The sequence below is a fragment of the Halomonas sp. R57-5 genome (assembly GCF_900070345.1).
In the GTDB taxonomy this organism is placed as follows: Bacteria; Pseudomonadota; Gammaproteobacteria; order Pseudomonadales; family Halomonadaceae; genus Vreelandella; species Vreelandella ventosae_B.
Genome location: NZ_LN813019.1, coordinates 2,053,747 through 2,077,956, shown reverse-complemented (window position 1 = coordinate 2,077,956; position 24,210 = coordinate 2,053,747). Strand labels below are relative to the sequence as shown.

The 24,210-nt window shown below is 53.9% G+C and carries 24 protein-coding genes and 1 pseudogene; 9 read left to right on the top strand and 16 right to left on the bottom strand.

Going from position 1 to position 24,210, the window contains the following annotated elements; translation table 11 throughout:
- Positions 1-26: 26 nt before the first annotated feature.
- The 4 genes from HALO_RS09480 to HALO_RS09465 all read right to left on the bottom strand — a co-directional run bounded on the left by HALO_RS09480 (position 27) and on the right by HALO_RS09465 (position 5,315).
- Positions 27-1,832: an acyl-CoA dehydrogenase C-terminal domain-containing protein gene (locus tag HALO_RS09480; RefSeq protein ID WP_035583812.1), complete on the bottom strand. Its 1,806-nt coding sequence runs from the start codon at positions 1,830-1,832 to the stop codon at positions 27-29.
- A gap of 243 nt (positions 1,833-2,075) precedes the next feature.
- Positions 2,076-2,843, bottom strand: coding sequence for an SDR family NAD(P)-dependent oxidoreductase (locus HALO_RS09475; protein ID WP_035583813.1), 768 nt, complete (start codon positions 2,841-2,843; stop codon positions 2,076-2,078).
- A gap of 26 nt (positions 2,844-2,869) precedes the next feature.
- Entirely contained in the window at positions 2,870-4,540 is a 1,671-nt protein-coding gene (locus tag HALO_RS09470) for an AMP-binding protein (protein ID WP_035583814.1), read from the bottom strand.
- Positions 4,541-4,745: 205 nt separating this feature from the next.
- Positions 4,746-5,315 carry a TetR/AcrR family transcriptional regulator gene (locus HALO_RS09465; protein ID WP_035583816.1) on the bottom strand — a complete coding sequence of 190 codons (570 nt, stop codon included), beginning with the start codon at positions 5,313-5,315 and terminating at the stop codon, positions 4,746-4,748.
- A 126-nt stretch (positions 5,316-5,441) separates the two neighbouring features.
- On the opposite strand from HALO_RS09465, the gene HALO_RS09460 reads away from it, so the two are divergent.
- Positions 5,442-6,629 carry an acetyl-CoA C-acyltransferase gene (locus tag HALO_RS09460; protein WP_035583818.1) on the top strand — a complete coding sequence of 396 codons (1,188 nt, stop codon included), beginning with the start codon at positions 5,442-5,444 and terminating at the stop codon, positions 6,627-6,629.
- Positions 6,630-6,701: 72 nt separating this feature from the next.
- Here the strand turns inward: HALO_RS09460 and HALO_RS09455 are convergent, their stop codons facing one another.
- The 3 genes from HALO_RS09455 to HALO_RS09445 form a co-directional block, all read right to left on the bottom strand.
- Positions 6,702-7,841 (bottom strand): SLC13 family permease, encoded by a 1,140-nt coding sequence (locus tag HALO_RS09455; RefSeq protein ID WP_231896833.1) that lies wholly within the window; start codon positions 7,839-7,841, stop codon positions 6,702-6,704.
- Positions 7,842-7,918: 77 nt separating this feature from the next.
- The gene (locus HALO_RS09450; RefSeq protein ID WP_035583820.1) at positions 7,919-9,607 is read right to left on the bottom strand and encodes a methyl-accepting chemotaxis protein; all 1,689 of its coding nucleotides are present in this window, start codon (positions 9,605-9,607) and stop codon (positions 7,919-7,921) included.
- 24 nt (positions 9,608-9,631) lie between these two features.
- Positions 9,632-10,045, bottom strand: a complete 414-nt coding sequence (locus HALO_RS09445; RefSeq protein ID WP_050713363.1) for an arsenate reductase ArsC — start codon at positions 10,043-10,045, stop codon at positions 9,632-9,634.
- A 150-nt stretch (positions 10,046-10,195) separates the two neighbouring features.
- Between HALO_RS09445 and arsH the strand changes: the two genes are divergently transcribed.
- The 8 genes from arsH to HALO_RS09405 all read left to right on the top strand — a co-directional run bounded on the left by arsH (position 10,196) and on the right by HALO_RS09405 (position 15,420).
- A complete protein-coding gene (gene arsH, locus HALO_RS09440) occupies positions 10,196-10,915 on the top strand; it encodes an arsenical resistance protein ArsH (protein WP_035583824.1) in 720 nt (239 codons plus the stop codon).
- A gap of 13 nt (positions 10,916-10,928) precedes the next feature.
- Positions 10,929-12,005: an ACR3 family arsenite efflux transporter gene (gene arsB / locus HALO_RS09435; RefSeq protein ID WP_035583826.1), complete on the top strand. Its 1,077-nt coding sequence runs from the start codon at positions 10,929-10,931 to the stop codon at positions 12,003-12,005.
- Positions 12,006-12,020: 15 nt separating this feature from the next.
- The gene (locus tag HALO_RS09430) at positions 12,021-12,689 is read left to right on the top strand and encodes an NADPH-dependent FMN reductase (protein ID WP_035583828.1); all 669 of its coding nucleotides are present in this window, start codon (positions 12,021-12,023) and stop codon (positions 12,687-12,689) included.
- Between the two features lie 17 nt (positions 12,690-12,706).
- Entirely contained in the window at positions 12,707-13,108 is a 402-nt protein-coding gene (gene arsC, locus HALO_RS09425) for an arsenate reductase (glutaredoxin) (protein WP_035583830.1), read from the top strand.
- Positions 13,105-13,674 (top strand): RNA polymerase sigma factor, encoded by a 570-nt coding sequence (locus HALO_RS09420; RefSeq protein WP_035583832.1) that lies wholly within the window; start codon positions 13,105-13,107, stop codon positions 13,672-13,674. The genes arsC and HALO_RS09420 overlap by 4 nt, the downstream gene beginning before the upstream one ends.
- Before the next feature lie 94 nt (positions 13,675-13,768).
- A complete protein-coding gene (locus HALO_RS09415) occupies positions 13,769-14,776 on the top strand; it encodes a permease (RefSeq protein WP_035583835.1) in 1,008 nt (335 codons plus the stop codon).
- Between the two features lie 17 nt (positions 14,777-14,793).
- The gene (locus HALO_RS09410; RefSeq protein ID WP_035583836.1) at positions 14,794-15,030 is read left to right on the top strand and encodes a thioredoxin family protein; all 237 of its coding nucleotides are present in this window, start codon (positions 14,794-14,796) and stop codon (positions 15,028-15,030) included.
- An 81-nt stretch (positions 15,031-15,111) separates the two neighbouring features.
- The gene (locus tag HALO_RS09405) at positions 15,112-15,420 is read left to right on the top strand and encodes a CC/Se motif family (seleno)protein (protein WP_035583838.1); all 309 of its coding nucleotides are present in this window, start codon (positions 15,112-15,114) and stop codon (positions 15,418-15,420) included.
- Here HALO_RS09405 and HALO_RS23515 read toward each other — a convergent pair.
- From HALO_RS23515 to HALO_RS09365, 9 genes and pseudogenes are all read right to left on the bottom strand, one after another.
- A complete protein-coding gene (locus HALO_RS23515; RefSeq protein WP_231896867.1) occupies positions 15,385-15,963 on the bottom strand; it encodes a hypothetical protein in 579 nt (192 codons plus the stop codon). The two genes, HALO_RS09405 and HALO_RS23515, sit on opposite strands and share 36 nt — an antisense overlap.
- Before the next feature lie 94 nt (positions 15,964-16,057).
- Positions 16,058-16,444: pseudogene (locus HALO_RS23510) on the bottom strand (MFS transporter); the annotation flags it as partial.
- A 101-nt stretch (positions 16,445-16,545) separates the two neighbouring features.
- A complete protein-coding gene (gene arsJ, locus HALO_RS09395; RefSeq protein ID WP_035585626.1) occupies positions 16,546-17,757 on the bottom strand; it encodes an organoarsenical effux MFS transporter ArsJ in 1,212 nt (403 codons plus the stop codon).
- Between the two features lie 16 nt (positions 17,758-17,773).
- Positions 17,774-18,805, bottom strand: coding sequence for an ArsJ-associated glyceraldehyde-3-phosphate dehydrogenase (locus tag HALO_RS09390; RefSeq protein WP_035583840.1), 1,032 nt, complete (start codon positions 18,803-18,805; stop codon positions 17,774-17,776).
- A 130-nt stretch (positions 18,806-18,935) separates the two neighbouring features.
- Entirely contained in the window at positions 18,936-19,775 is an 840-nt protein-coding gene (gene pstB / locus HALO_RS09385; RefSeq protein ID WP_035583842.1) for a phosphate ABC transporter ATP-binding protein PstB, read from the bottom strand.
- 24 nt (positions 19,776-19,799) lie between these two features.
- Positions 19,800-20,966, bottom strand: coding sequence for a phosphate ABC transporter permease PstA (gene pstA / locus HALO_RS09380; RefSeq protein ID WP_035583844.1), 1,167 nt, complete (start codon positions 20,964-20,966; stop codon positions 19,800-19,802).
- Between the two features lie 18 nt (positions 20,967-20,984).
- On the bottom strand, positions 20,985-22,235 hold the full coding sequence (pstC, locus tag HALO_RS09375) for a phosphate ABC transporter permease subunit PstC (protein WP_050713362.1): 1,251 nt from the start codon (positions 22,233-22,235) through the stop codon (positions 20,985-20,987).
- A gap of 96 nt (positions 22,236-22,331) precedes the next feature.
- Positions 22,332-23,345, bottom strand: coding sequence for a PstS family phosphate ABC transporter substrate-binding protein (locus HALO_RS09370; protein WP_035583848.1), 1,014 nt, complete (start codon positions 23,343-23,345; stop codon positions 22,332-22,334).
- Positions 23,346-23,475: 130 nt separating this feature from the next.
- Positions 23,476-24,207 carry a sulfite exporter TauE/SafE family protein gene (locus tag HALO_RS09365; RefSeq protein ID WP_050713361.1) on the bottom strand — a complete coding sequence of 244 codons (732 nt, stop codon included), beginning with the start codon at positions 24,205-24,207 and terminating at the stop codon, positions 23,476-23,478.
- Positions 24,208-24,210: the final 3 nt, after the last annotated feature.

Sequence of the window (24,210 nt, the reverse complement as noted above, 5' to 3'; positions counted from 1 at the left end):
AGCTCACGCCTTCAGCAATCGACGTTTCAAATTTCAAAACCCAAACCAAAATCTTCGCTGGAGATAGCCATTAGGCTGGAAGCGCCTGACTGGATCATCTGCGCATGAGCCTTGGTGCGCGGCAATAGCCGCTGGTAATAGAAACGGGCAGTATTCAACTTAGCGGCATAGAAAGCTTTATCGTCGCCCTCTAGCGATGTAGATGCCTGCTTGGCCGCGCGGGCAAATAGATAGGCCAGCGTGACGTAGCCTGAATACATAAGGTAATCAACACTCGCCGCGCCGACTTCTTCACGGTCTTGCATCGCCTTCATACCCACGCCCATGGTTAGCTCGCCCCACTCTGCATTGAGCTTCGCCAGTGGTTCGACAAATTCCTTAAGGGCTGGATTGTCAGCTTCGGTTTTGCAAAATTTATGGATCTCTTTGGTGAAAACCTTTAGCGACTCACCTTGGCTCATGAGCACTTTACGGCCCAGCAGATCAAGCGCCTGAATGCCTGTGGTGCCTTCATAGAGTCGAGTAATACGCGCATCACGCACCAACTGCTCCATGCCCCACTCTTTAATAAAGCCATGGCCGCCGTAGATCTGCACACCTTCGTTAGTGCTTTCAAAACCAACTTCGGTCAGGAAGGCTTTAACAATAGGCGTTAGCAAGCCAAGCAGGGTTTCAGCGTGATCTCGCTCTGCACCCGGCTCACCATGCTCCACTACATCGAGCATTTGCGCAGTATAAAGCACCAACATACGCCCGCCTTCGGCGAAGGCTTTCTGGGTCAGCAGCATGCGGCGCACATCAGGGTGGACAATAATCGGATCAGCAGGCTTTTCAGGAGCCTGTTTGCCCGATAAGCCGCGCATCTGTAACCGATCACGGGCATAGCTCAATGAATTCTGAAAACTGGCTTCAATCAACCCCAGCCCTTGAATCCCCACCCCAAGACGCGCAGCGTTCATCATGGTGAACATACACGCCAAGCCTTTATTCGGGGCACCCACCAGATAGCCGGTTGCGCCATCGAAGTTCATCACGCAGGTGGCATTACCATGAATGCCCATCTTGTGCTCGAGCGAACCGCAGGTGACGCCATTACGCTCACCCACACTGCCGTGGGCATCAGGCAAGAACTTAGGCACTACAAATAGCGAAATACCTTTAGATCCTTCCGGTGCGTCGGGCAGTTTTGCCAAAACCAAATGGACGATATTTTCAGCCAGATTATGCTCACCGGCCGAGATAAAAATTTTAGTGCCGGTAATCGCATAGGCATCGCCATCAGCGGGCACTGCTCGGGTCTTGATCAATCCTAGGTCAGTACCGCAGTGCGGCTCGGTTAGGCACATAGTGCCCGTCCATACACCTTCAACCAGCTTGGTGAGATACGTCGCCTTCTGCTCATCGGTGCCATGATGGCGCAGCGCATCCGCCGCACCATGAGAGAGCCCAGGGTACATACCCCACGCCAGGTTAGTCGCGCAGATCATTTCCGACAGCAGCATTGCCAATGAAGGCGGCAAGCCCTGGCCGCCATGGGCAGGATCAGCGGCAAGGCTCGGCCAGCCGCCTTCTACGTACTGTTGGTAGGCTTCTTTAAAGCCGCTAGGCGCTTTGACTTCGCCTCCCTCTAACAGGCAACCCTCTTCATCGCCACTCTGATTGATCGGGAGCAGTACGTCACGGGCGAAGCGTGCGCCCTCTTCTAGAATGGCACTGACCACGTCTGGCGATGCATCGTCACCACTAGGTAGACGCGCGTAGTGAGCGGGGTAGTCGAGCATTTCGTCCATAACGAAACGCATATCACGAATGGGGGCCTGATAGCTGGGCATCACACTTCTCCTGAAATAGGGGGCTTGGAAGCCAATCAGATTCTTTTGACAGAAGGCTTTCAAACACATGTTTGAAAACTATCGCGAGCGCCCCACAGAGTCAAGCGAGCGTTTGAATTTAGCCTTGAAACACACTAGAACTTTGGTCGCCTACGGAGTAACCCATTGACATCAATAATAAAAAACTCGCCAGCTAAAAGCTGACGAGTTTCCCTATTTCCCTTCCACCTACTTACCACTTACTTACTGCATGCGAATGCCGCCATCTAAACGGATCAACTCACCGTTCAGCATGGGATTGGTAATAATCTGCTCGGCTAATTGCGCAAATTCATCCGGCTTACCCAAGCGCTTAGGAAAAGGCACAGCGGCCGCTAGCGCCTGGGCGGCCTCGTCGGGAATCTCGCTCATCATCGGCGTTTCAAATACACCTGGGGCGATGGCCATGACACGAATAGCATGCCGCGACAACTCCCGCGCCGCAGGCAAGCTCATACCCACAACGCCCGCTTTAGAGGCGCTGTAAGCACACTGCCCTACCTGCCCATCAAAAGCGGCGATAGAAGCGGTATTAATAATCACCCCCCGCTCGCCACTCTCATTAGGCGCATTTTTAGCCATTGCGGCAGCCGCGAGGCGCATGACGTTAAAAGTGCCGACCAGGTTGATATTTATCGTTTTGGTGTAGCTGTCTAAATCCGCTGGATTCCCCTCACGATCCACCAGCTTGGCTACGCTAACGACGCCGGCACAGTGAACCACCCCCGAAAGCCCACGCTCCCCCCCCAGCGCTACCGCTGCATCAACTGCCTGCTGCATTTGTTCGGCTGAGGTGATATCTGCCAGGCACGCTTGGGCCTGCTCCCCCAACTGCTCAGCATGGATTTTGACGCTATCGTTTAGGTCGCATAAAACGACGCGGGCACCTGCAGCGACTAACCGCTCAGCGGTTGCTGCCCCTAGCCCCGAAGCGGCACCGGTAATTAAAAAAGTACTCTCCTTAACCTGCATAACCGTATTCCCTATGGTCGTTATGTTTACTTAGCTGTTTTGGCTTCTTCTACCGCCTGGGCACGCAATTTGAAGCGCTGTATCTTGCCGCTGGGGGTTTTAGGCAGCTCATCGACAAACTCAATAATGCGCGGGAAAGCGTGGGTTGATAGCCGCTCACGCACACGTTGCTTGATTTCATCTGCAAGCTCATCACTTGCCTCATAGCCTTCGCGCAGCACGATATACGACTTAATCACTTCGCCGCGAATCTCATCGGGCTGTCCAACCGCCGCAGACTCAGCGACCGCAGGGTGCGTCATCACGCTATTTTCGACATCCGTTGGCCCTACGCGATAACCCGCCGTGGTAATAATGTCGTCGTCGCGGCCAGCAAACTGGAAGGTGCCGTCTTCATTGCGGATAACCACGTCACCGGTCAGGTAATAGCCCTCTACAAAAGGGTTCTTCTCTTGCCAGGTGTAGCCCTGAAAAAAGTGCGCTGGAGATTGCTTGATATCCACCGCAAGGACACCAGGCTCACCGGCAGGCAGCTCTTTATACTCCGCATCCAAAATTGCCAGACGATACCCTGGCATCGGCACACCCATCGCGCCCACATGCTTAAGGTGGTCAAGAGCATGGTGGTTATTACACGTCATGCCGGTCTCAGTCTGGCCGTAGTGATCCATGACCGGACAACCCAACGACCTCTCTACCCAGGTCACCACTTCCGTGTTTAAAGGTTCACCCGCCGAGCTAGCCGCCCGAAGTTGCAACGTTTCATGGGCGTCATCAAACAGACCTGACGCCTTCATCAGCCGATAAGCCGTCGGCGCAGCAGCAAAATTGGTAATATGATGGCGCTTCATAAACGCCAGCGCCCCTTCGGCGCTAAATCCTGCCTCGCAAAAATGCGTCGTCACGCCAAGTAGCAAAGGCCCGGCAATCGCGTAGTAAAGACCATAGGCCCAGCCGGGGTCGGCCATATTCCAAAAACGGTCATCGTCACGCAGGTCAATGGCCAGTTCCATATAGATCGCAAAAGCCGTCATCCCTGCCAGCGGCACAGCTACGCCTTTTGGCTTGCCTACGGTGCCGGAGGTGAACATTTGCAGAAATGGCTCTTCGGGCGAGAGTCGCGGCGGCTTGTCGCTCATTGACGTATGCGTCAACGCTGACAGCCAATCGTGATCCTCGCCGTGTTCACTGGTCGCTCCACCTACAGTCAAAACCGGCGGGCACTGGCTAAGGCCATCAAACTTATAGCGGTTAGCGTGATCGGTAATCACTAGTTTGGTATCCGCACGGCCTAATCGATAATCCACCGCATCGGGGCCAAAAGCGGTAAATAAAGGCTGATAAACCGCGCCAATACGCCATGTGGCGAGTACTGCAATCAATAGCTGTGGTGACCGCGGCAGCATACAGGCAATGCGATCACCTTTACCCAACCCTTGGGATTCAAACCATCCCGCTAACTTCGCGCTCTGCTCATCGAGTTCGGCGTAGGTCAAGGTATGCAAATCACCTTGAGTATCTTCTTGAACCAGCGCCAGCACCTCGCCACGCCCCTCACGCACATGACGACCACAGCAGGCCTCAAAGGCATTCAGCAAGCCGTCCTGGTGGTCATCCAGGCGAGCAATAACGCTATCCACGGAGAAACTATCGCGATAGTGGTGATAGTCGGGCAGTGATTGTGATATCGCTGTCATGATGGCTCTCTTATGTCGTTGATAATTGTTGTTGGTAACGAGCTCTAGGCATTAAAGGTGGGAAAGTAGTCCGTCGCTATAATTATCCGTTGACGTTAACGTAACCCCATAGATAATAGCAACGCTAAAAGTAATCGGTGCAGAGAGCAAGCACTGTTATAAATTGTCGCGTTAGACGTTGGTCGAGGCGGTGGTCATCGAGGCATCAAGCAGGGGTAGGCATAATCATGGCGACAAGCTCATCAGCAAGGTCATCGGGTGAGCGAGGGCCGTTAGGGTCGTACCAGCGAACCGTCCAGTTGAGCGCCCCAAGTACAAAGCGCGAGACAAGAAAGCGGTCACCATGAATCAACCCTGCTGCCAAGGCATCGTCAATCACAGCGACCCACAGCGCCTCGTAAGCATCGCGTAGATGGCTCAAATGGGCACTTGCCGCAGGATCCAGGCGACGCCACTCGAAGAGCGCCACCACATGCGCATTGCGGTCGGTAAATAGCGTTTCTAAATGAGCACGGGCCATGGCACGTAACCGCATCTCAGGCTCAGCGGCACACTCAGCGAGGGCTTTGCGGGCAATCGCCAAGGCATTTTGGGTGCCCTCTTCGATAACCGCGGCGAGGATTTCCTGCTTATCTTTAAAATGGTGAAACAAGCTGCCGGACTTAATGCCCATTTCCTGCGCCAGCATACGCACCGTCGTCCGGTCAAAGCCCTCTTGGACGAATAGCTGAGCGGCGAGGCGCGTCAATTCCTTGCGACGAGGGGATGCATTCATTACATTCATGTCACTCACACTAGCGCTTGCTTGGTTACTCAGGAGAGAACCACAGCACCGCCTACGGGTCAATGTATCACCCACGACTCGATACGATAATCACAATAAAACTGAAGGAGATTGACCATGAGTAACCCCACCGATATTGTATTTCTCGCCGCCAAACGCACGCCAATGGGTGGCATGATGGGCAGCCTTGCGAACATGACGGCGCCACAGCTTGGCGCTGTTGCCATCAAAGCAGCGATTGAAGCGTCAGGCATTGACTCTGCTGCGATCAGCGAGGGCATTATGGGATGTGTACTGCCTGCAGGCGTTAATCAGGGCCCAGCACGTCAGGCAATGCGACAAGCTGGTATTCCCGACGCCAATGGCGCCACGACGATCAATAAGCTGTGCGGCTCGGGCATGAAAGCTACCATGCTTGCCCACGACCTAATCAAGGCAGGCAGCGGCGATATTGTGCTGGCAGGCGGCATGGAATCCATGTCTAACGCCCCACACCTGCTGACCAAGGCACGCGGTGGCTATCGCTTAGGCCACGGCGAGCTCAAAGACCATATGTTTTTGGATGGGTTGGAAGACGCCGAAACGGGCAAACTAATGGGCGTGTTTGCTCAAGATGTCGCTTCGGATCGCGGCTATACCCGTGAGCGCCTGGATGACTTTGCCATTGCCTCGCTTGAGCGCGCCATGGCTGCCACCAACGCGGGCCACCTAAACGCAGAAATGGCACCGGTGATGGTCTCCTCTCGCCAGGGTGAAATCCTGGTCGAACACGACGAGCAGCCCTTCCAAGCCAAGCTCGACAAAATCCGCCAGCTGCGCCCCGCCTTTGCCAAGGACGGCACGATTACCGCCGCCAACGCCAGCTCAATTTCCGACGGCGCTTCGGCACTTATCTTGGCCAGCCAAGCAGCCGCCGATCAGCACGGCATTAAGCCACTGGCGCGCATGTTGGGCCACTCGACCCATTCACAACACCCTAGTGAATTCACCATCGCCCCTGTTGGCGCCATTGATAAGCTTATGAAAAAGCTGGACTGGCGCGTGAACGACGTTGATCTATTTGAAATTAACGAAGCCTTTGCAGTGGTGACACTCATGGCAATGGATGACTTGGGCCTCCCCCATGACAAGGTCAATGTGTTTGGCGGTGCCTGCGCCCAAGGCCACCCCATTGGCTCCACCGGCTCGCGTATTATTGCCACACTGATTCATGCCCTGCGCACTAAAGGCGGCAAACGCGGCATTGCTAGCTTATGCATTGGCGGCGGCGAAGCGACGGCCATCGCCGTCGAGCTAATCGACTAATTCGCGATCTTTAAAGAGAGAGCTGGAAGAGAGAGCTAGAAGAGAAAGCTGCTGGAAAACGCCCTGGCACGGTTACCGAGCCAGGGCGCTTAGCCACACAGCGGCAAACAACCAACCAAGCCCCAGCATGGGAAGCGACCAGCGATGAAACTCCATCAACATCCCCGGCTGGCGCGCCAATCGCAGCGCAATTAAATTAGCCATTGAGCCAATCACTAAACCAAAACCGCCCACGCTGACACCCCAGGCGAGCGGCTGCCACTCGCTTTGCTGGGCAAGCAGCAGCGTTGCCGGCACGTTGGATAACAGCTGTGAGAGCAGCACACCGACGCTGGTATCGCCACCCGGCCACAGCTGCATCGTAGCAATCGCCTGCCGAACGACGCCCAACTCTCCGATCACACTCAAATTTACAAACATTAAGACAAACACGACCAGCAACAGCCAATCAATGCTGAATACCGCCCGTCGGGCCACGAGCAACATCGCTAGCAGAACGCCCGCCATTGCCTGGGCAGCCCAGCCCATTTCAACGGCGAGCAAGAACAGCGGGTAGCCGATGAGCGCGGCCCATAACGGTTTTTGTAACCGCTCATTGGGCGCGCTTGCCACTGTATCCAGGCGTATTAATGCTTTAGGAAACGCCAAGGGAACAAGTAGCAACAGCAGCACCATCAGCCCCACTCCCAGCGGCAGCATGACGGATAAAAACTCGCCAAAACTAACGCCTGAATGCTGCCATAAATAAAGGTTTTGTGGATTACCTATCGGGCTCAGCGATGACCCAGCGTTGACCGCCAGCGCTTCAAATACAATCAAACGCCCAATCGGCAGTGCCGCCATTCCTGCCAGGCTAAGCGTCAGCGGCACCACAATAAACAGCGCCACATCGTTGGTAACTACCGCGGAAAGCAGCCCCGAAAACATTACCAGCCCAACCGCTAGGCGACGCTCGCCACGCAGGTGGGCTAACAACCGCCGCCCCCAGAGGGTTAAATAGCCGCTCAGTTCTAACGCTCTACTAAGCACCATCAGGCCCGTCAACACTGCCAGGGTTGTCCAGTGAACACGTTCAGCCATCTCCATCAACGACTGGGGCTGCAGCCACCACAGAACGCCGCCTAGGCCGCTCATAAAGAGCAGCATAGGATCGTTAAGAAAACGCTGAACAAACACACTAACAGGTGTCGCTAACCGCTTTGTTGCAAACACGCCATAGACCGCTCAGAGAAAACCGCATGATAGCGTTAACTGACTCTGAGTAAACGTAAATTGCTCACGTCAGCATGCTAAGCAGAAGCCATTAAGCTGGCTTGACGGCGAACCTGGGTATCAGCCAAGGCGGTGTCTTGATGGCTAAGCTGCTCCCATTCGGGATATTCGGCGTGCTCTTCACTCACTTCAGCCAAGCTTGAGTCGTTCTCTACCACGCTAAACTGGCCAGCATATTCACGCATCTGCAAGGCTTCTTGAGACAACACCTCTGCGCTCTGGGCTGCTTGATTGACTAAACGCATGGTGTCTTGGGTGGTGGTATCAATTTGGGTCACCGCTTGATTGACCTCTTCAATGCCTCGCCGCTGCTCCTCAGAGGCATGGGTGATTTGCGTCATCAGCGTATTGACGTTACTCGCCGCTTGCATGATCGCCCGAGTATGTTCGCCGGCCTGTAGGGACAGAACGCTACCCTGCTGAACACTCGCACTCGACGCTTCAATGCGCGTCCGTATATCGCTGGCGGCACTGGCACTGCGGGTTGCCAGCGCACGCACTTCATTGGCCACCACCGCAAATCCACGCCCATGTTCTCCGGCGCGCGCCGCTTCAACCGATGCATTGAGCGCTAAAATATTGGTTTGAAAAGCAATACTTTCAATCATTCGAATAATGCTTTGAATCTCTTCGGAGTGATCATTGATCGCCTCCATCGTAGCGATAAACTGGCTAATTACCTCGTCACCCTGCTGCGCTTTGTGGGACACATCCGCCGTGGACTGATTAACATGCGCCGCGCTTTCAGCATTCTGGTTCACCGTGGCGGTCAGCTGCTCCAAGCTCGCGGCCATTTGCTGCAAGGCTGAGACTTGAGTGTCGGTTTGGCTCGCCAGAAGTTGGTTCTGCTCGGTCATCTCCTGGCTGTTGCTATACACCTGCTGACTACTTGCGTTAAGTCGCTTAACAGTCGCCGTCAACGAGTGCTGCATCTTGTCCAACTCACTAAACAGCTGACCAATTTCGTTGGTTGAGTGTGCTGTTACCGGCGCTGACAGATCACCGCTAGCAATGCGCTGAAAATGCCCAGTGATCGTTTTTAATGGGCGCAGCACGTTTTTACGCACACCCCATACCACTACTGTCACTACCAGCAGTGCAGTACCCAGCGCCGCAATCACGCCCCAAAAAAGCAGCGATGAAACCTGCTCAAAGCGCGCGAACAGCGCGTTACCCCGCTGGGTTGAGGCTGCAAAAAATGCTTCGGCACTCTCCACAAAGTGCTGACTGCTATCATCCACCCGCGACTCGCCTGAGAAGAAACCGGATATATCGCGCTCTTCCAGCATCATCATCTGAAGATTGAGATTATTGTTAACGAATGATTGAAAGCTCGACGCTAACTGATCCACAAGTGCCTGTTGATTTTGATCAAAATCACTCGCTGTAAATTGAGAGAAATTCTCAGTGGCCGAGTCAAGCAACCGCTGGGCTTCTTCTATCAAGGGGTCAGGCCGATCAAATGAAGGGGTACGGATTAACTCCGCCGCACGGTTCATCTGAATTCGCGAACGCAATAGCTGGGAGTAGGCGCTATCGAGGTTGCTAATTTGCGCCATGTCCCTTTCATGAAGTGACGTGAATGCCTCACGGCCAAAATGGTTGGCGAACAGCCCCAACGCGCCAATAACGACCACCAAGCCACTCAAGGCGACGAGTACCAGCGTCCAACTCGCTTTAACGCTTAAATTATTAATCCATTTCATCTCAACCCTCCCCTTTCAGTAAGGTTAATCAGACGTGTGGAGGGGCAGCCACAGCTGCAGGCGCCGACGAATCTCTAATAACGCCTGCTCATAAGCATCTGACTTGCCAATCAGGCGAGGGTCTCGAATATCCCAGAACAGCACCTCGCCCGCCTTTCCTTGCCATTCACGGCAGGCTTGCYGGGCTTTGTCGCAAAGCACAATGACAAAATCGAAGGTTTCGCTTTCAAACTCATCCAGCGACTTACTGCGCAAGCCTTCTGTGGGCAACCCCTGCTTGCGCAACGCTTCAAGGGTCAATGCATGGGGCTGATCGGGTTCAGACCCGGCACTAAAGGCTTCAAACTGATCAGCTGCCAAATAGCGAAGCAGCGCCTCTCCCATCAACGACCGTGCAGAATTAGCATTGCAGAGAAACAACACGCGGCGCTTCGACATAAATAAACAGCCTCTTATTTGATTGATGGCTGCCAATCTACGCCTGGATCATGACGGCATTATTGCAACTGGCAGGCTGCGCTGGAAATATACGGAAAAACATATATCATGAAGCAACTAACCGATCATGGCTTGAACAGGTAGAACCTAATGTCCCACCTTGATGACTTACCCAATATTGATGCCGCGCTTTTCGAGCCCCCCAGCAGCGAGCGGCTTGGAGTACCACAACGTGCTGAACATGCACCTAAAATATTGCTGCTATACGGCTCGCTACGTGAACGCTCTTTTAGTCGTTTAATGGTTGAGGAAGCCGCACGCTTGCTCAATGCCATGGGCGCCGAAACACGCATCTTTGATCCTAGAGGATTACCATTGCCGGATAGTGAAGATGCCAGCCACCCCAAAGTTGAAGAGCTACGCCAATTGGCCCAATGGGCCGAAGGGATGGTGTGGTGCTCGCCGGAACGCCACGGCGCGATGACCGGCATTATGAAAGCGCAAATTGATTGGATCCCGCTCTCCCTGGGCGGCGTACGTCCCACCCAAGGCAAGACATTGGCGGTGATGCAGGTGTGCGGCGGTTCGCAGTCTTTCAATACCGTCAACCAACTGCGTATTTTGGGCCGCTGGATGCGCATGCTGACGATCCCCAATCAATCGTCCGTACCCAAGGCCTTTATGGAGTTTGATGATAACGACAGGATGAAAGCCTCCCCTTTCTACGACCGTATCGTCGACGTTATGGAAGAGCTGGTGAAATTCACGCTGCTGGTGCGTGACCGCAGCGAACTGCTCACGGATCGTTACTCGGAGCGCAAAGAGAGCGCGGAAGAAGTCTCCAAACGGGTTAATCAACGCGCCATTTAATCAGGAGCTTCACATGTCAGCACTGCAAGATAACGCATCGCCCTCCACTGCCGAAGGCATGGGAGTCTTTGAACGCTACCTCTCACTATGGGTAGCACTTGCCATTGTGATGGGCATTTTAGTCGGGCAATTTATCCCAGCGGTACCGGAAACGCTGTCACGCTTTGAAGTGGCGCAGGTTTCGATACCCGTGGCAATACTCATCTGGGCGATGATATTCCCCATGATGGCGCAAATTGACTTTACCTCCTTATTAGGTGTCCGGCGCCAGCCAAAAGGGTTGATCATCACGACCTCCGTTAACTGGTTGATCAAACCCTTCACCATGTTCGCCATTGCCTGGCTATTTCTAATGGTGATCTTTCGACCGTTGATTCCCGCCGAGCTAGCCAGTCAGTATCTAGCCGGTGCCATTCTACTCGGAGCTGCGCCGTGTACCGCCATGGTGTTTGTGTGGAGCTACCTCACCCGCGGCGATGCTGCCTACACCCTGGTGCAGGTGGCGCTTAATGACCTGATTATGCTGTTCGCGTTTGCTCCTATCGTGGTCTTCCTACTGGGCATTTCCAATATTCAGGTGCCCTGGGACACCGTCGCACTATCAGTGATCCTATATATAGTGATTCCCCTGGCGGCGGGCTATATCACCCGGCAGAGCTTGATTAAAAAACGCGGCGCCGAATGGTACGACAATGTCTTTATGAAGCGCGTTGGCCCGATCACGCCGATTGGTTTGATCATTACCCTAGTGCTGCTGTTTGCCTTCCAGGGCGAGGTCATTCTGAATAATCCGCTGCATATCGTGCTGATCTCGATCCCGCTGATTATTCAGACCTTTTTGATCTTCTTTATTACCTATGGCTGGGCTAAAGCCTGGAAGTTGCCGCACAATATTGCCGCCCCGGGGGCGATGATTGGTGCGAGCAATTTCTTTGAGTTAGCCGTCGCGGCAGCGATTGCGCTATTTGGCTTACAGTCGGGCGCGGCGCTGGCCACGGTAGTGGGCGTATTGGTCGAAGTACCGCTGATGCTGGCACTGGTAAGAATTGCCAATAAGACCCGCCACCATTTTCCGGCAGAAGCGAATTAATCGGGAGTAAGCGCTATGGCTCACTATTTGGTATTTCTAGGCTCAACCCGCACCAGCACACCGCCCTCCCCGGCTCGCCTTGGCGAGCGGGTCGCAAAAGCGTGCGAGCGCTTGCTTTCATCGCTCCCTCATACAACGGCGGAAATTATTGATCCGCTAGCGCTAAACTTAAGCGATCCGTTTAAGCCGCATTTTGCTTACGCAAAAAACGATGCGCCGGAGGACTTAGCAGAGCTGGCTGATAAAATCGCCGCTGCCGATGGCTATGTGATGGTCAGTCCAGAATATAACCACTCCATGAGCCCGGCGCTTAGCCATCTGATAAACCACTTCGGCGCATCGCTGTTTGCGTTTAAACCCAGCGCCATCGTGACCTACTCAATGGGCCAGTGGGGCGGCGTGCGTGCAGCAGTCGCCATGCGCGCGTTTCTCTCCGAGCTTGGCTGCCTGCCCGTATCAGCCATGATTCATATACCTAAAGCTCAGGAGGCGCTAAACGAAGAGGGGCAATTTGAGCAAGAGCAGGAACGTTGGGAAAGCTATTTTGGCCGCACGTTAGGCCAACTCATGTGGTGGGCGGAAGCCGCGGCTAGCTATAAACAGCAGGTAGATCCAACGCGGGTATCGCCCGCTTTTAAAACCGCGCCCTCGCAACGCAACGCGCCCGGCAGTGAAAGCAACTAATCGATCGTGAGGAGACCATGCCCGTCACTATTTACCACAACCCCAACTGCGGTACGTCGCGCAACACCCTGGCAATGATCAAAGCCTCCGGCGAAACACCAGAGGTGATCCATTATCTGGAAGCACCGCCCAGCCGGGAAGAGTTGGAAAAGCTATTGGCGATGATGCAGATCTCACCCAGGGAGCTACTACGTCGCAAAGGTGCTCCCTATGAAGAACTTAAATTGGATGATCCTTTATTGAGCGATGATCAACTTATCGACACCATGATGGCCCACCCGATTCTGATTAATCGCCCTATTGTGGTGACCAATAAGGGCACACGCCTGTGCCGCCCTTCAGAGCAAGTATTAGCGCTTTTGGAAAAACCGATCAAACACTTCACCAAAGAAGACGGTGACATAGTGACCTACCCATGAGGAAAAACGCTGCCTCACCCTGCATTGAGGAGGCTTGGAACAGCCATCATCAGGCACTGCGCTATTACCTCTTGGCACTATGCAACAACAGGGACGCCGCCGACGAAATCTTGCAGCGTGTCTATGTAAAAGCGCTGACGCATCGCGCCCAGTTTTGCCAACTGGCAGAACCCAAAGCATGGCTTTATACGGTCGCCAAACATGAGTGGATTGATGAGTTGCGCCGCTCAACGCCTGACACTCAATCGCTAGATACCGCAACAGCAGCGCCATTGCCTAATAACCACACTGATGCCCACCTTCCCTTAGCGAGCTTGGCTACCTGCATCGCGAAGGCACTGGCTCATTGTACTGACGAAGACGCCGATATTGTCGGTGCCTGTGACCTTAACGGCGTTAAGCAAAGTGACTATGCCCAGCGTCATGGTTTAACGCTCCCTGCGACCAAAGCGCGGCTACTGCGCGCCCGGAAACGTCTCCGCGAAACCTTGGTTGCCCAGTGCGGGATCGTCTTTGATGATCAAGGCCATGTCTGCTGCCATCGGGCGATACCCTTTACCGAATAAGTACCTTAGCGAATATTTATTTGGCTTTTCCCTGCGTCCTTTTCCACATTGCTTCGTCTTCTTTATAGAACCGTTCATATAAAGGAAAGCAGCGATGTTGGAGATCTATACCTGGCTGGCCAGTTGGCTGGTATACGGCCTTGGCGGTTTTGACCCTAACAGCAAGTTAGGTAGCTCACTGCACTTTTTCGTCGAGGACACGAGCAAAATTTTCGCGTTACTGGTGGTGATGATTTATGCCATTGCCTTGTTACGCGCCTCGCTCAATCTGGAGCGGGTGCGTTATTACATTCAGCAAAAGAACCGTTTCGCAGGCTACGGCTTAGGCGCTGGTTTTGGCGCGATTACACCGTTCTGTTCTTGCTCAAGCATTCCGTTGTTTCTCGGGTTCACCAGTGCAGGCATTCCTCTGGGCATTACCATGGCGTTTCTGTTTACCTCACCGATTATTAATGAAGTTGCCGTCATCATGCTATGGAGCCTGCTAGGCTGGGAATTCACTCTGGTGTACATCGCCATCGGAATGACCGTGGGCATAGGCGGCGGCATACTGCTCGATAGCTTAGGCGCTGAACGCTGGTTAAAAGACTTTGCGGCGAAAGCCTATCAGAACGCAGCAACAAGCCCGCAAGCAAATCGGCCTGCTCCGGAACCTGCGTCACTGACTTTGAGAGAACGCCACGAATTTGCCCGCAATGAACTTTTCGACATTGTCGCGCGGATTTGGAAGTGGATCATCATCGGCGTGGGGCTGGGCGCCGCGCTGCATGGCTTTGTGCCGGATGGCTGGTTCAGTGACAACCTGGGCAGCGGCCAATGGTGGAGTGTTCCGGTGGCCGTGTTGGCGGGCTTACCGCTTTACTCCAACGCTACCGGCGTTATTCCCATCATGGAAAGCTTGATCACGAAAGGATTGCCTGTGGGTACAACACTGGCCTTCTGCATGAGCACCGTCGCGGCGAGCTTTCCCGAATTTATCATGCTCAAGCAGGTCATGCTGTGGCGCTTACTAGCCACCATTTTCATCATTCTACTTATCAACTTTATGTTGGTGGGCTGGATAATTAACCTGCTGGCACCCTGGTTATTCAGCAGTTTATAAACCCAAGAGGATACAGCATGAAAAAGATCGAAGTATTAGGCACAGGCTGCAAAAAGTGCACCGTCACTGCGGAGCAAATTACGACTATTGCCAAAGAGTTGGGCACCGATGTTGAGGTGACTAAAGTCACTGACCCACAAATCATCATGCAGTATCAGGTTATGTCGACCCCGGCGGTCGCGGTCAATGGCAAGCTTGCCCACAGCGGGGGTATTCCAGATCGTAAAAAAATCGAAGCTATACTGAAAGCCTAAAGGCCTCAAGTTCACCTACTGCCCTCTGGCTCCCCTATTACTTCCTGGTAAGCTGGGAGCTCTCTTTTAACAGGCGTCTCAATGCTGGAAATTATCGATGCGTCTGACGATGCAAAAGCGTTTATCAAGCAACAGGGAGGCGTGGTGACCGTGCGTTTATCACCCCGCCACGGCTGCTGTGGGGGGCTCGCCAACGTTGCCGTCGCCGAGGCGAGTGCCCCCAAAGACCCTTCGCTTTACCAGCGCCATAGTGATGAAGATATAACTCTCTTCATTGCGACAGAGCTTGCCTACCAAGGACTGCGTGTCGACGTTGAAGGGTTCTGGAAGTTGCGCCACCTGTATGTGGATGGCTCATACCCGAGCTCTGGGCACACGAATAAACACTAGCGCTAGACACGCCGCCAGCATCAACCCCGTAGTCAGCCATAGCGCTCCAGCACCATTTTGCTCTATCAATAAGCCAAACAGCAGCGGTGCAAAGGCTTGCGCAGCCCTGGCCGGGGCGATAATCAAACCTTGACGCTGACCAAACCCTTTTGGACCAAACAGCGCAAGCGGCAGCGTGCCGGAGGCAATCGTCATCATGCCATTGCCCGCGCCATGGAGTAGCGCAAATCCCGCGGCGGGCATACCCACTGTGGCTAGCAGTGCCGCACCAAGGGGGTGGAGCGTTGTGGCCACCCGCGCCGCCACCAATGGGTGCAAATGGCGAAGCAGTGCAAACTCGCCCAGCCGTGCGGCTACTTGCGCAGGCCCTACCAACGCCGCAGCGGCTACGGCCACCGAAAGCGACACGCCGGTTTCCTGCAAAAGCCTGGGCAGATGCGCCGCCATCGCCGTCGACACAAACCAGCCTGCGGCAAATACATAGGCTAATAAAATCATCGCCAGGCGTGGCCCGCTCTGGCGATGGTACAGATGTTTCGTCATTGAAATGGTGAGTGCTATCACCGGCTTTGGGCAGGCGGGCATTCAGCGGTAGGCCCATCACTATATGCATAATGGCCCAGGCGCCACAGGTGGCCCGCCACCCGAACTCATTTTCCAACAAGGCCGTTAGTGGCCAACCGATAGTGCTGGCAAACCCTGCCAGTAGCGTCACACCGGTAATAGAAGCGCGGGCGCTGCGACCTAATAGCCGCCCGAGAGTAGCAAAGGCGGCGTCGTATAGCCCCATCGCCATGCCCACGCCGGTAATCAGCCAGGCAAGCATTAGGCTTAACACACCTTGGGACAGCGCCATGATGACCAAGCCAAACGCCAGAACAACGTTGGATGCCATCAGCACGCCTCGCCCACCTTGCTGGTCAATCAAGCGTCCTACGCTGGGGCCAAGCATGGCGGTTAACAGCAAGGCGACAGAGAACGCCGCAAACACCCAGCTTGGCGACATCCCTAGCTCGCGGGCCATGGGCACCGCAAGGATAGCGGGCAAGTAATAGCTGGAGGCCCAGGCAAGAGTTTGTGCACTGCCTAAAGTGAGCGTTAAACCCAGCCTGGGCGAAGCGCGGATCATGCGACTTGCTTAGGCAACGCTAGGGCCATCAATGCGCTGGCAGCCACTAAGGCGGCGGATACCCACAGGCAGACGCTCAGCCCATATGCCATATATAGCCAGCCCGACAGTAGCGTGCCCACTAAACGCCCCATGGCATTGGCCATATAATAGAAACCAACATCCATGGAGACGCCATCGGCGCGGGCATAATGCACGATCAAGTAGCTGTGCCAGCTGGAGTTAATCGCAAACAGCACCCCAAAGGCGAGCAGCCCGACGACCAGCCAGCCCACTTGCGCCAAGGGCAGCATCGCCAACACAATCGCCAGCACCGCCAGCGCCGCGGCCCAGCCTGCGGTAAGCGCCCGAGCATCGCCTTTGATCAGCCGGGTTAATTTAGGCGCCTGGGTTTGCACTCCACCGTAGCCAATAACCCACACAGCCAGCAGTCCACCCACTGTCCAGTGTGTCCAGCCGTGCTGGTCGTATAAGAACACCGGCAGCGCTACTACAAACCACACATCCCGCGCCGAAAATAGGCAAAAACGCGCCGCGGAGAGCACGTTAATCGCACGTGATTTTGAGAAGATTTCGGAGAACTTGGGCTTTACTTTTTGGCGGCCTAAATCCGCCTTTAGCCGCAGCAGTGAAAGCAGCAGCACGCCACCCAGCATCACTGCCATGACGAACACTGCCGCCTGGAAGCCAATCAAGGTGAGCAGAAGCCCGCCGACAAAAAAGCCCAGCCCCTTAAGCGCATTTTTAGAGCCGGTCAGCATCGCTACCCAGCGGTAAAGCGAGCTATTGGCGTTGGCGCTCTCTTTAGGCACCAGTACTTTAACGGCGCTTTTAGCGCTCATTTTGTTGAGGTCTTTGGCAATCCCCGATAACGCCTGAGCGGCCATTACCCAGGCAACGGTCAGCAGGCTAGCGGGCACCATCAGCATAGCGAGCGCAATGATTTGCAGCCCAAGCCCCACATTCATGGTGCGATTGAGCCCCAACCGCGCGCCCAACCAACCGCCTACCAGGTTAGTCACCACGCCAAAGGCTTCGTAAAACAAAAACAGCATGGCGATTTCCAACGGCGAGTAGCCCAGTTGGTGGAAGTGCATGACCACCAGCATGCGCAAAGCGCCGTCGGTTACCGTGAACGCCCAGTAGTTGCCGGTAATCAGCATGTATTGGCGCACCTCGAAAGGTAGCGCCTTTACGCGGGCACGCATTTTCAAAAACGGCGAATCAGCCACGAGCCACCTGCTCACGCCCGACCATCAGGGCCAGCTCAGCGGTACGGTTAGCATAGCCCCACTCATTGTCGTACCAGGCGTAAAGTTTCAACTGGGTGCCGTTGATCACCATGGTGGAGAGCGCATCAATAATTGAGCTGCGCGGATCGGTGCGGTAGTCGATCGACACCAGCGGGCGCTCTTCATAGCCCAAAATGCCCGCCAGCGGGCCATCGGCAGCGGCTTTTAGCGCCTGATTGACTTCGTCGACGCTCACTTCACGCTCAAGCTCGAACACCATATCGGTAAGCGAAGCGTTAGCCAGCGGCACACGAATCGCATGACCGTTTAGCTTGCCTTCCAGTTCGGGGAAAATCGCGGTGATGGCTTTGGCTGAACCGGTCGTGGTGGGAATCAGGCTCATGCCGCAAGCGCGGGCGCGGCGAAGGTCTTTATGCGGCGCGTCTAAAATCGTTTGGGTATTGGTGATGTCATGTACTGTGGTCATCGAGCCATGGCGAATACCAAAGCTCTCCTGAATGACTTTGACTACCGGCGCCAAGCAGTTGGTAGTGCAACTTGCCGCCGTCACAATGGGGTGCTGTGCAGGATCATAAAGATGGTCGTTCACCCCTACCACCACGTTAAGTACACTCGGCTCTTTGACCGGTGCGCTGACCACTATCCGCCCTACCCCTAGATCAAGGTATGCCTGCAGCTTTTCGGTAGTTTTCATTTTGCCCGAGCACTCGATCACTACATCACAGCCAGACCAGTCGCTGTCACCCAGGGCCTTATTAGAACTAAATGCTATCGGTTTACCATCGATGATAATGCTACTTTCCTGGGCGGAGATGCCCTTTCCAGGGGCCCAGTGGCCGTGTACCGAGTCAAACTCCAGCAGGTGGGCAAAAGTGGCCGCATCACCGCCTGGGTCATTAATGCGCTCAAGCTCTACCGCACCAGATTCTACCTGCGCCCACAAGCTGCGCAGCGCCAAGCGACCAATACGTCCAAAACCGTTGATACCGATACTGAGTGTCATGGAAGCTCCTTATGAATCTATTGGGTAAAAGCATAATACCTACATACGGAAAAACATATATTAATGCATAAAAAAAAGCGCATTAACCAGTAGGCCCACCGATGAACGATGGGCCTACTTTTAAAAAAGCTTAACCATAACGACCGGAGATATAGTCTTCGGTCTTCTTCTGCGCCGGGGTTGAGAACATCACTTTGGTATCGTTGTACTCAATGATTTCACCCAGGTGGAAGAACGCCGTGTAGTCCGCCACCCTCGCCGCCTGCTGCATATTGTGGGTAACGGTAATGATGGTGAACTTTTCTTTCAGCTTGTCCATCAAATCCTCGATCGTTGCCGTCGAGATCGGATCCAGCGCGGAGGTTGGCTCATCCATCAAGATGACATCGGGCTGTACCGCAATGGCACGAGCAATACACAGGCGCTGCTGCTGACCACCGGAAAGCGAGGTGCCAGGCTCATGCAGCTTGTCTTTCACCTCGTTCCAAAGCCCGGCATCGCGCAGTGCCTTTTCAACCAGCTCTTCTTGCTCGGCTTTACGGCTAACCAAATCGTGCATACGCGGTGCGTAGGCAATATTTTCAAAGATCGATTTAGGAAACGGATTCGGCTTCTGAAACACCATGCCCACCCGACGACGTAGCGCCACTTCGTCCATTTTAGGCGCATTAACGTCTAATCCGTCCATCTCGACCAGACCTTCGGTACGCACGCTAGGAATCAAGTCGTTCATACGGTTCAAGCAGCGTAAAAATGTCGACTTACCACACCCCGAAGGGCCAATCAGTGCCGTCACATTTTTCTGAAAAAGATCGATATTCAGATTATTCAACGCTTGGTTTTTGCCATACCACAGATTCAAATCGCGAACCCGGAAACTCAGGTCGTGGCACGCTGTATCATTTCGTGTATAGGGTTGCCCAACCGCAGGTGTCTGCTGGCCGTTCATTACAGGTGCTTGGCTATTCATAGTCATGTCCTCTATCGCGCTGGCCTACCAGCGACGCTCAAATTTCTTACGTAACACAACGGCAAAGGCGTTGAGTGAGATGAGTATGGTGAGAAGCACCAAAATACCACCGGCGGTTTTTTCCACAAACGCCTGTTCAGGCTCACCTGACCAAGTGAATATTTGCGCGGGCATCACCGTTGCCGCTTCGGTAAATGTCGCGCTCACATCAGGGATAAAGGCCACCATTCCTACGATAATCAACGGTGCTGTTTCACCCATCGCTTGCGCCAAGCCAATAATAGAGCCGGTCATGATACCTGGCATTGCTAACGGCAAAACGTGATCGCGTACTACTTGCCAGCGCGAACAACCGACACCAAAACCCGCATGGCGGATGGAATCCGGGACACTGCGCAACGCAGTACGCGTCGAAATGATAATGACCGGCAGGGTCATCAATGCCAGCGTCATACCACCCACCAATGGTGATGAGCGCGGGACACCGAAGAAGTTTATAAAGATCGCTAAACCTAGCAAACCAAACAGGATCGACGGAATCGCGGCCAGATTATTAATGTTGATTTCAATCGCTTGTGTAAAACGGTTATCCGGGGCAAATTCTTCCAAATAAATTGCCGTCATCACACCGATAGGGAAGGATATCGCCAGGGTAACGATCATGGTCATCACTGTGCCGACCACTGCCGATAAAATACCCGCGCTCTCGGCGATTTTGGAATCACCTGTCCCAAAAAACGTAGTATTGAAGCGCAAACTTACCTGGCCAGATTCGACACGCTCGTCTATGGCCGCCTGTTCCTCTTCATTAAGACGATGACGATGGCCTTTAAGATACTGATCAGCCTCGCTATTAACCAGCAACCAGCGTTCTTCGGAGGTGCCAATCATGCTTTCATCATTGCGCATCTCAAGTGGGATAGTACGCAGCTCTGTACGGCTTACTAATGGCACCAACTCTTCGGCAATTGCCTTACGAGCATCAGTAGTAGCTTCTTCTGTATAATTAAGCTCTGTCTTGACATACGCTTGCTGAAACGCAGGCAAGCCTTTATTCAGCATATCGGCAAAAAACAGCACCAGAAACAACCCGGCAAGGCCCAACGCCCCCATGGAAATCCACTTCAAGCGTGAAGACTTACGGTGACGCCGCTTTAACTGCTGGCTGATTTCGTCAAAAGTATTGCTCATCGAAACAGTTCCTCAGCGTTACAGGTTATTCACGCGATATTTTTCACGGAAACGACGGATCATCAGAACCGACACCAAATTAAGTGCAAGGGTGATCACGAAGAGCACCAATCCGAGCGCAAAAGCTGATAATGTTTCAGCACTTTCAAACTCTTGGTCGCCGGTAAGTGCCGCCACGATTCGCACAGTCACCGTGGTCATATCTTCCAAAGGATTCGACGTTAAATTGGGGCGCATGCCCGCCGCCATGACCACAATCATGGTTTCACCCAGTGCCCGAGACATGCCTAAGAGCGCTGCAGAAATAATCCCCGGCATTGCGGCAGGAACCMCCACGTCACGAATCGTTTCGCCTTTGGTCATCCCCAGCGCCAGCGAACCCTGGCGCATGGTATCGGGTACCGAGTTAATCACGTCATCAGACAGCGATGAGATAAACGGAATGATCATAATGCCCATCACAATACCGGGTGCCAGCGCATTGTTATATGAAGCGTCAAGTCCAAAAAAACCGGCAATATTGACGATAATTGGCGCGACGGTGATGGCAGCAAAAAAGCCATAAACTACGGTAGGGATACCCGCCAACACTTCGAGCACCGGCTTGGCAACGGTGCGCACCTTGCTCGGCGCATACTCAGACATATAAATCGCCGAGAGCAAACCGATAGGTACCGCCACCAACATAGCGATGGCGGTAATCATAAAGGTACCGGCAAACAGCGGCACTGAGCCGAACTCAGCGCCGCCTCCATCACCACGACCCGCAGACGCTAAAAAGCTGGCGCCGGGATTCCATGTAGTGCCGGTAATAAACTCCCAGAAGCTGTGCATTTGGAAAAAGCGCAGCGCCTCGGAAATAATCGAGAACAAAATACCGAACGTCGTGAAAATTGAGATTAACGCTGCCCCGGCCAAGATCATGCGGATTACCCGCTCAATAGCTTGACGAGCATGAAAATCGGGCTTTACTTGGTTAAGACTGACCATCAATCCTATGGCTGCCACGACCAAACTGGCCGCGAGCAAATAGAGCGTAGGAATATCGGCACCCATTAACAGCAGCGCGAAAGCGCCAACTGAGCTCACTAGCACGGCTGGACCGGCTGTGGAAAGCACGGTAAACCAAGCGTACTGATCTGGCTGAGCAAACATAGCCGTGCCCGCGCTTCGTAAACGAGTGGCTTTTGAACGGCCAGCAAAAAAAGCCAGCAGCCCCAGCAGTAATAACGCACCGCAAAAAATCAAAAGAAGCTGGTTGGTCTGCATCGCATCTCTCTCACGTCGTCACCGGTTAAGAAGCCTATTAACAATAACGGGCCGACAGCTTGCGCTGCCGGCCTTTTTTACATCTAAATCAACCGCTTACTTAAGAACGTCTGCTGACATTGTAGTGCGATCTGCTACAGCCTGACGCCACTCTTCACGCTCGTCTTCCGGCAGCACGATCAAGCCGATATCTTTCAAGTAACCATCTGAGCCAATCATCTGCTCGCTCATAAACATCTCGACGTAGTCAGCCATCGGCGGTACTTCATCGGCGTGCTGGTTCTTCACGTAGAACCACAGTGAACGCGCAACAGGGTAGTCACCCGAGCTGATTGCTTCTGGCTCTGGCGCAACACCCTCAATGGTGGCACCGTTCAGTGTATCGGTGTTTTCTTCAAGGAATGAGTAACCGAAGATACCCATTGCGCCGGTATCTTCACTCAAGCGCTGAACGATAAGGTTGTCGTTTTCGCCAGCGTCGATGTAAACACCGTCAGAGCGAATATCGGTGTAGCCTTCTTCGCCGTAAACATCCATTTCAAGCGATGCAGATTCCAGTACGAGCTCTTCAAAAGCGTCACGGGTACCAGAAGTTGTCGGCGGACCATAGATGGAGATTTCACGGTCTGGCAGCGAAGAATCAATTTCGCTCCAGTTAGTGTAAGGGTTATCAACTAGCTCGCCATCAACCGGCACCTGAGCGGCTACTGCCATGAAAATCTGCTCAAGCGTCAGGTCAACAACGTCATTTTCGTTGGATTGGCCTAAAACGATACCGTCAGAACCGATTTTAGCCTCGGTGATATCGGTAACGCCGTTCTCTTCACAACGCTCGAACTCAGACACTTTCATGCGGCGTGAAGCATTAGTGATGTCCGGAGTGCCTTCACCAACACCGTTACAGAACAGGCGCAAACCGCCACCCGAACCAGTCGATTCAATAACAGGCGTCGGATTGCCGGTCGTCGCACCGAACTCTTCAGTTACGTAGCTGGCAAACGGGTAAACGGTACTGGAGCCTACGATACGGATTTGATCACGGGCTTGGGCAACACCGGCAACGCTCATTACAGCAGCCGCGATAACGGTGGTTTTTAGAATACGGTTCATGCGAAATACTCCTGTTCATGTAGGGATCTGGCCTTCGCAAGGCATACCTTGCACGGGTTCCATGACAACTTCATGACAGCGAGCAAAACGTGAAGAATTTTTCGTTACGTGGCTGCATCCAAGCTTTACATCACCACAACAAACCTAAGGCAGCGAGGGTGCACAACGCTAGCGAGGCACCTTGCAGTAGGCGTCGATCCAATCGGTGGGCGACGGTATCGGCCAAGGCATTACCGATTAACACCGCGGGCAGGAAGGTCAGCGCGACCTGGAAATGCCAGAGTTGAATCTGGTCAGCCAGGGTGAGAGTGACTAAGGTCAATAGGGAGGTCAAAATGAAAAAAGCGGCTAAATTGCCGCGCACGCGATCCGCCGGAAGACCATGCATCAGCAGCACAATGGGCGGGCCGCCAATGGCGGCGACGGTGCCGAAAATACCGGAGAGTATCCCCGCGCCAAACAGCGTTATGCGGTTTACCGGCAGTTGAAAGCGGCACAAGGTGACAAGTACCGCAAACAGGACGATGACCGCAATCAGCTTTTCTAGCAGAAACATAGGGGCGGCGAGCAGCAACCAAATACCCAGCGCATTGCCGGGAAGACGCCCCACTAGCGCCATACCAATGGAATCCAGGCGCACCTCATGCCAGTAGTGGCGAACCATCATCAGCGAAACGGTAAATCCAAATAGCACCAGAACGACCGGCACCAGCCGCGGCTCAAGCATCAACAGTAGCGGCGCACCGATAACGGCTAAACCAAAACCGGTAGCGCGCTGTACAAAGGCGCCCAGCAGAAGTACGCCGGAACAGGCCAACCAGGTACTCATGGGCATATTGACCCACACCAGCAGGCTATTCATCAG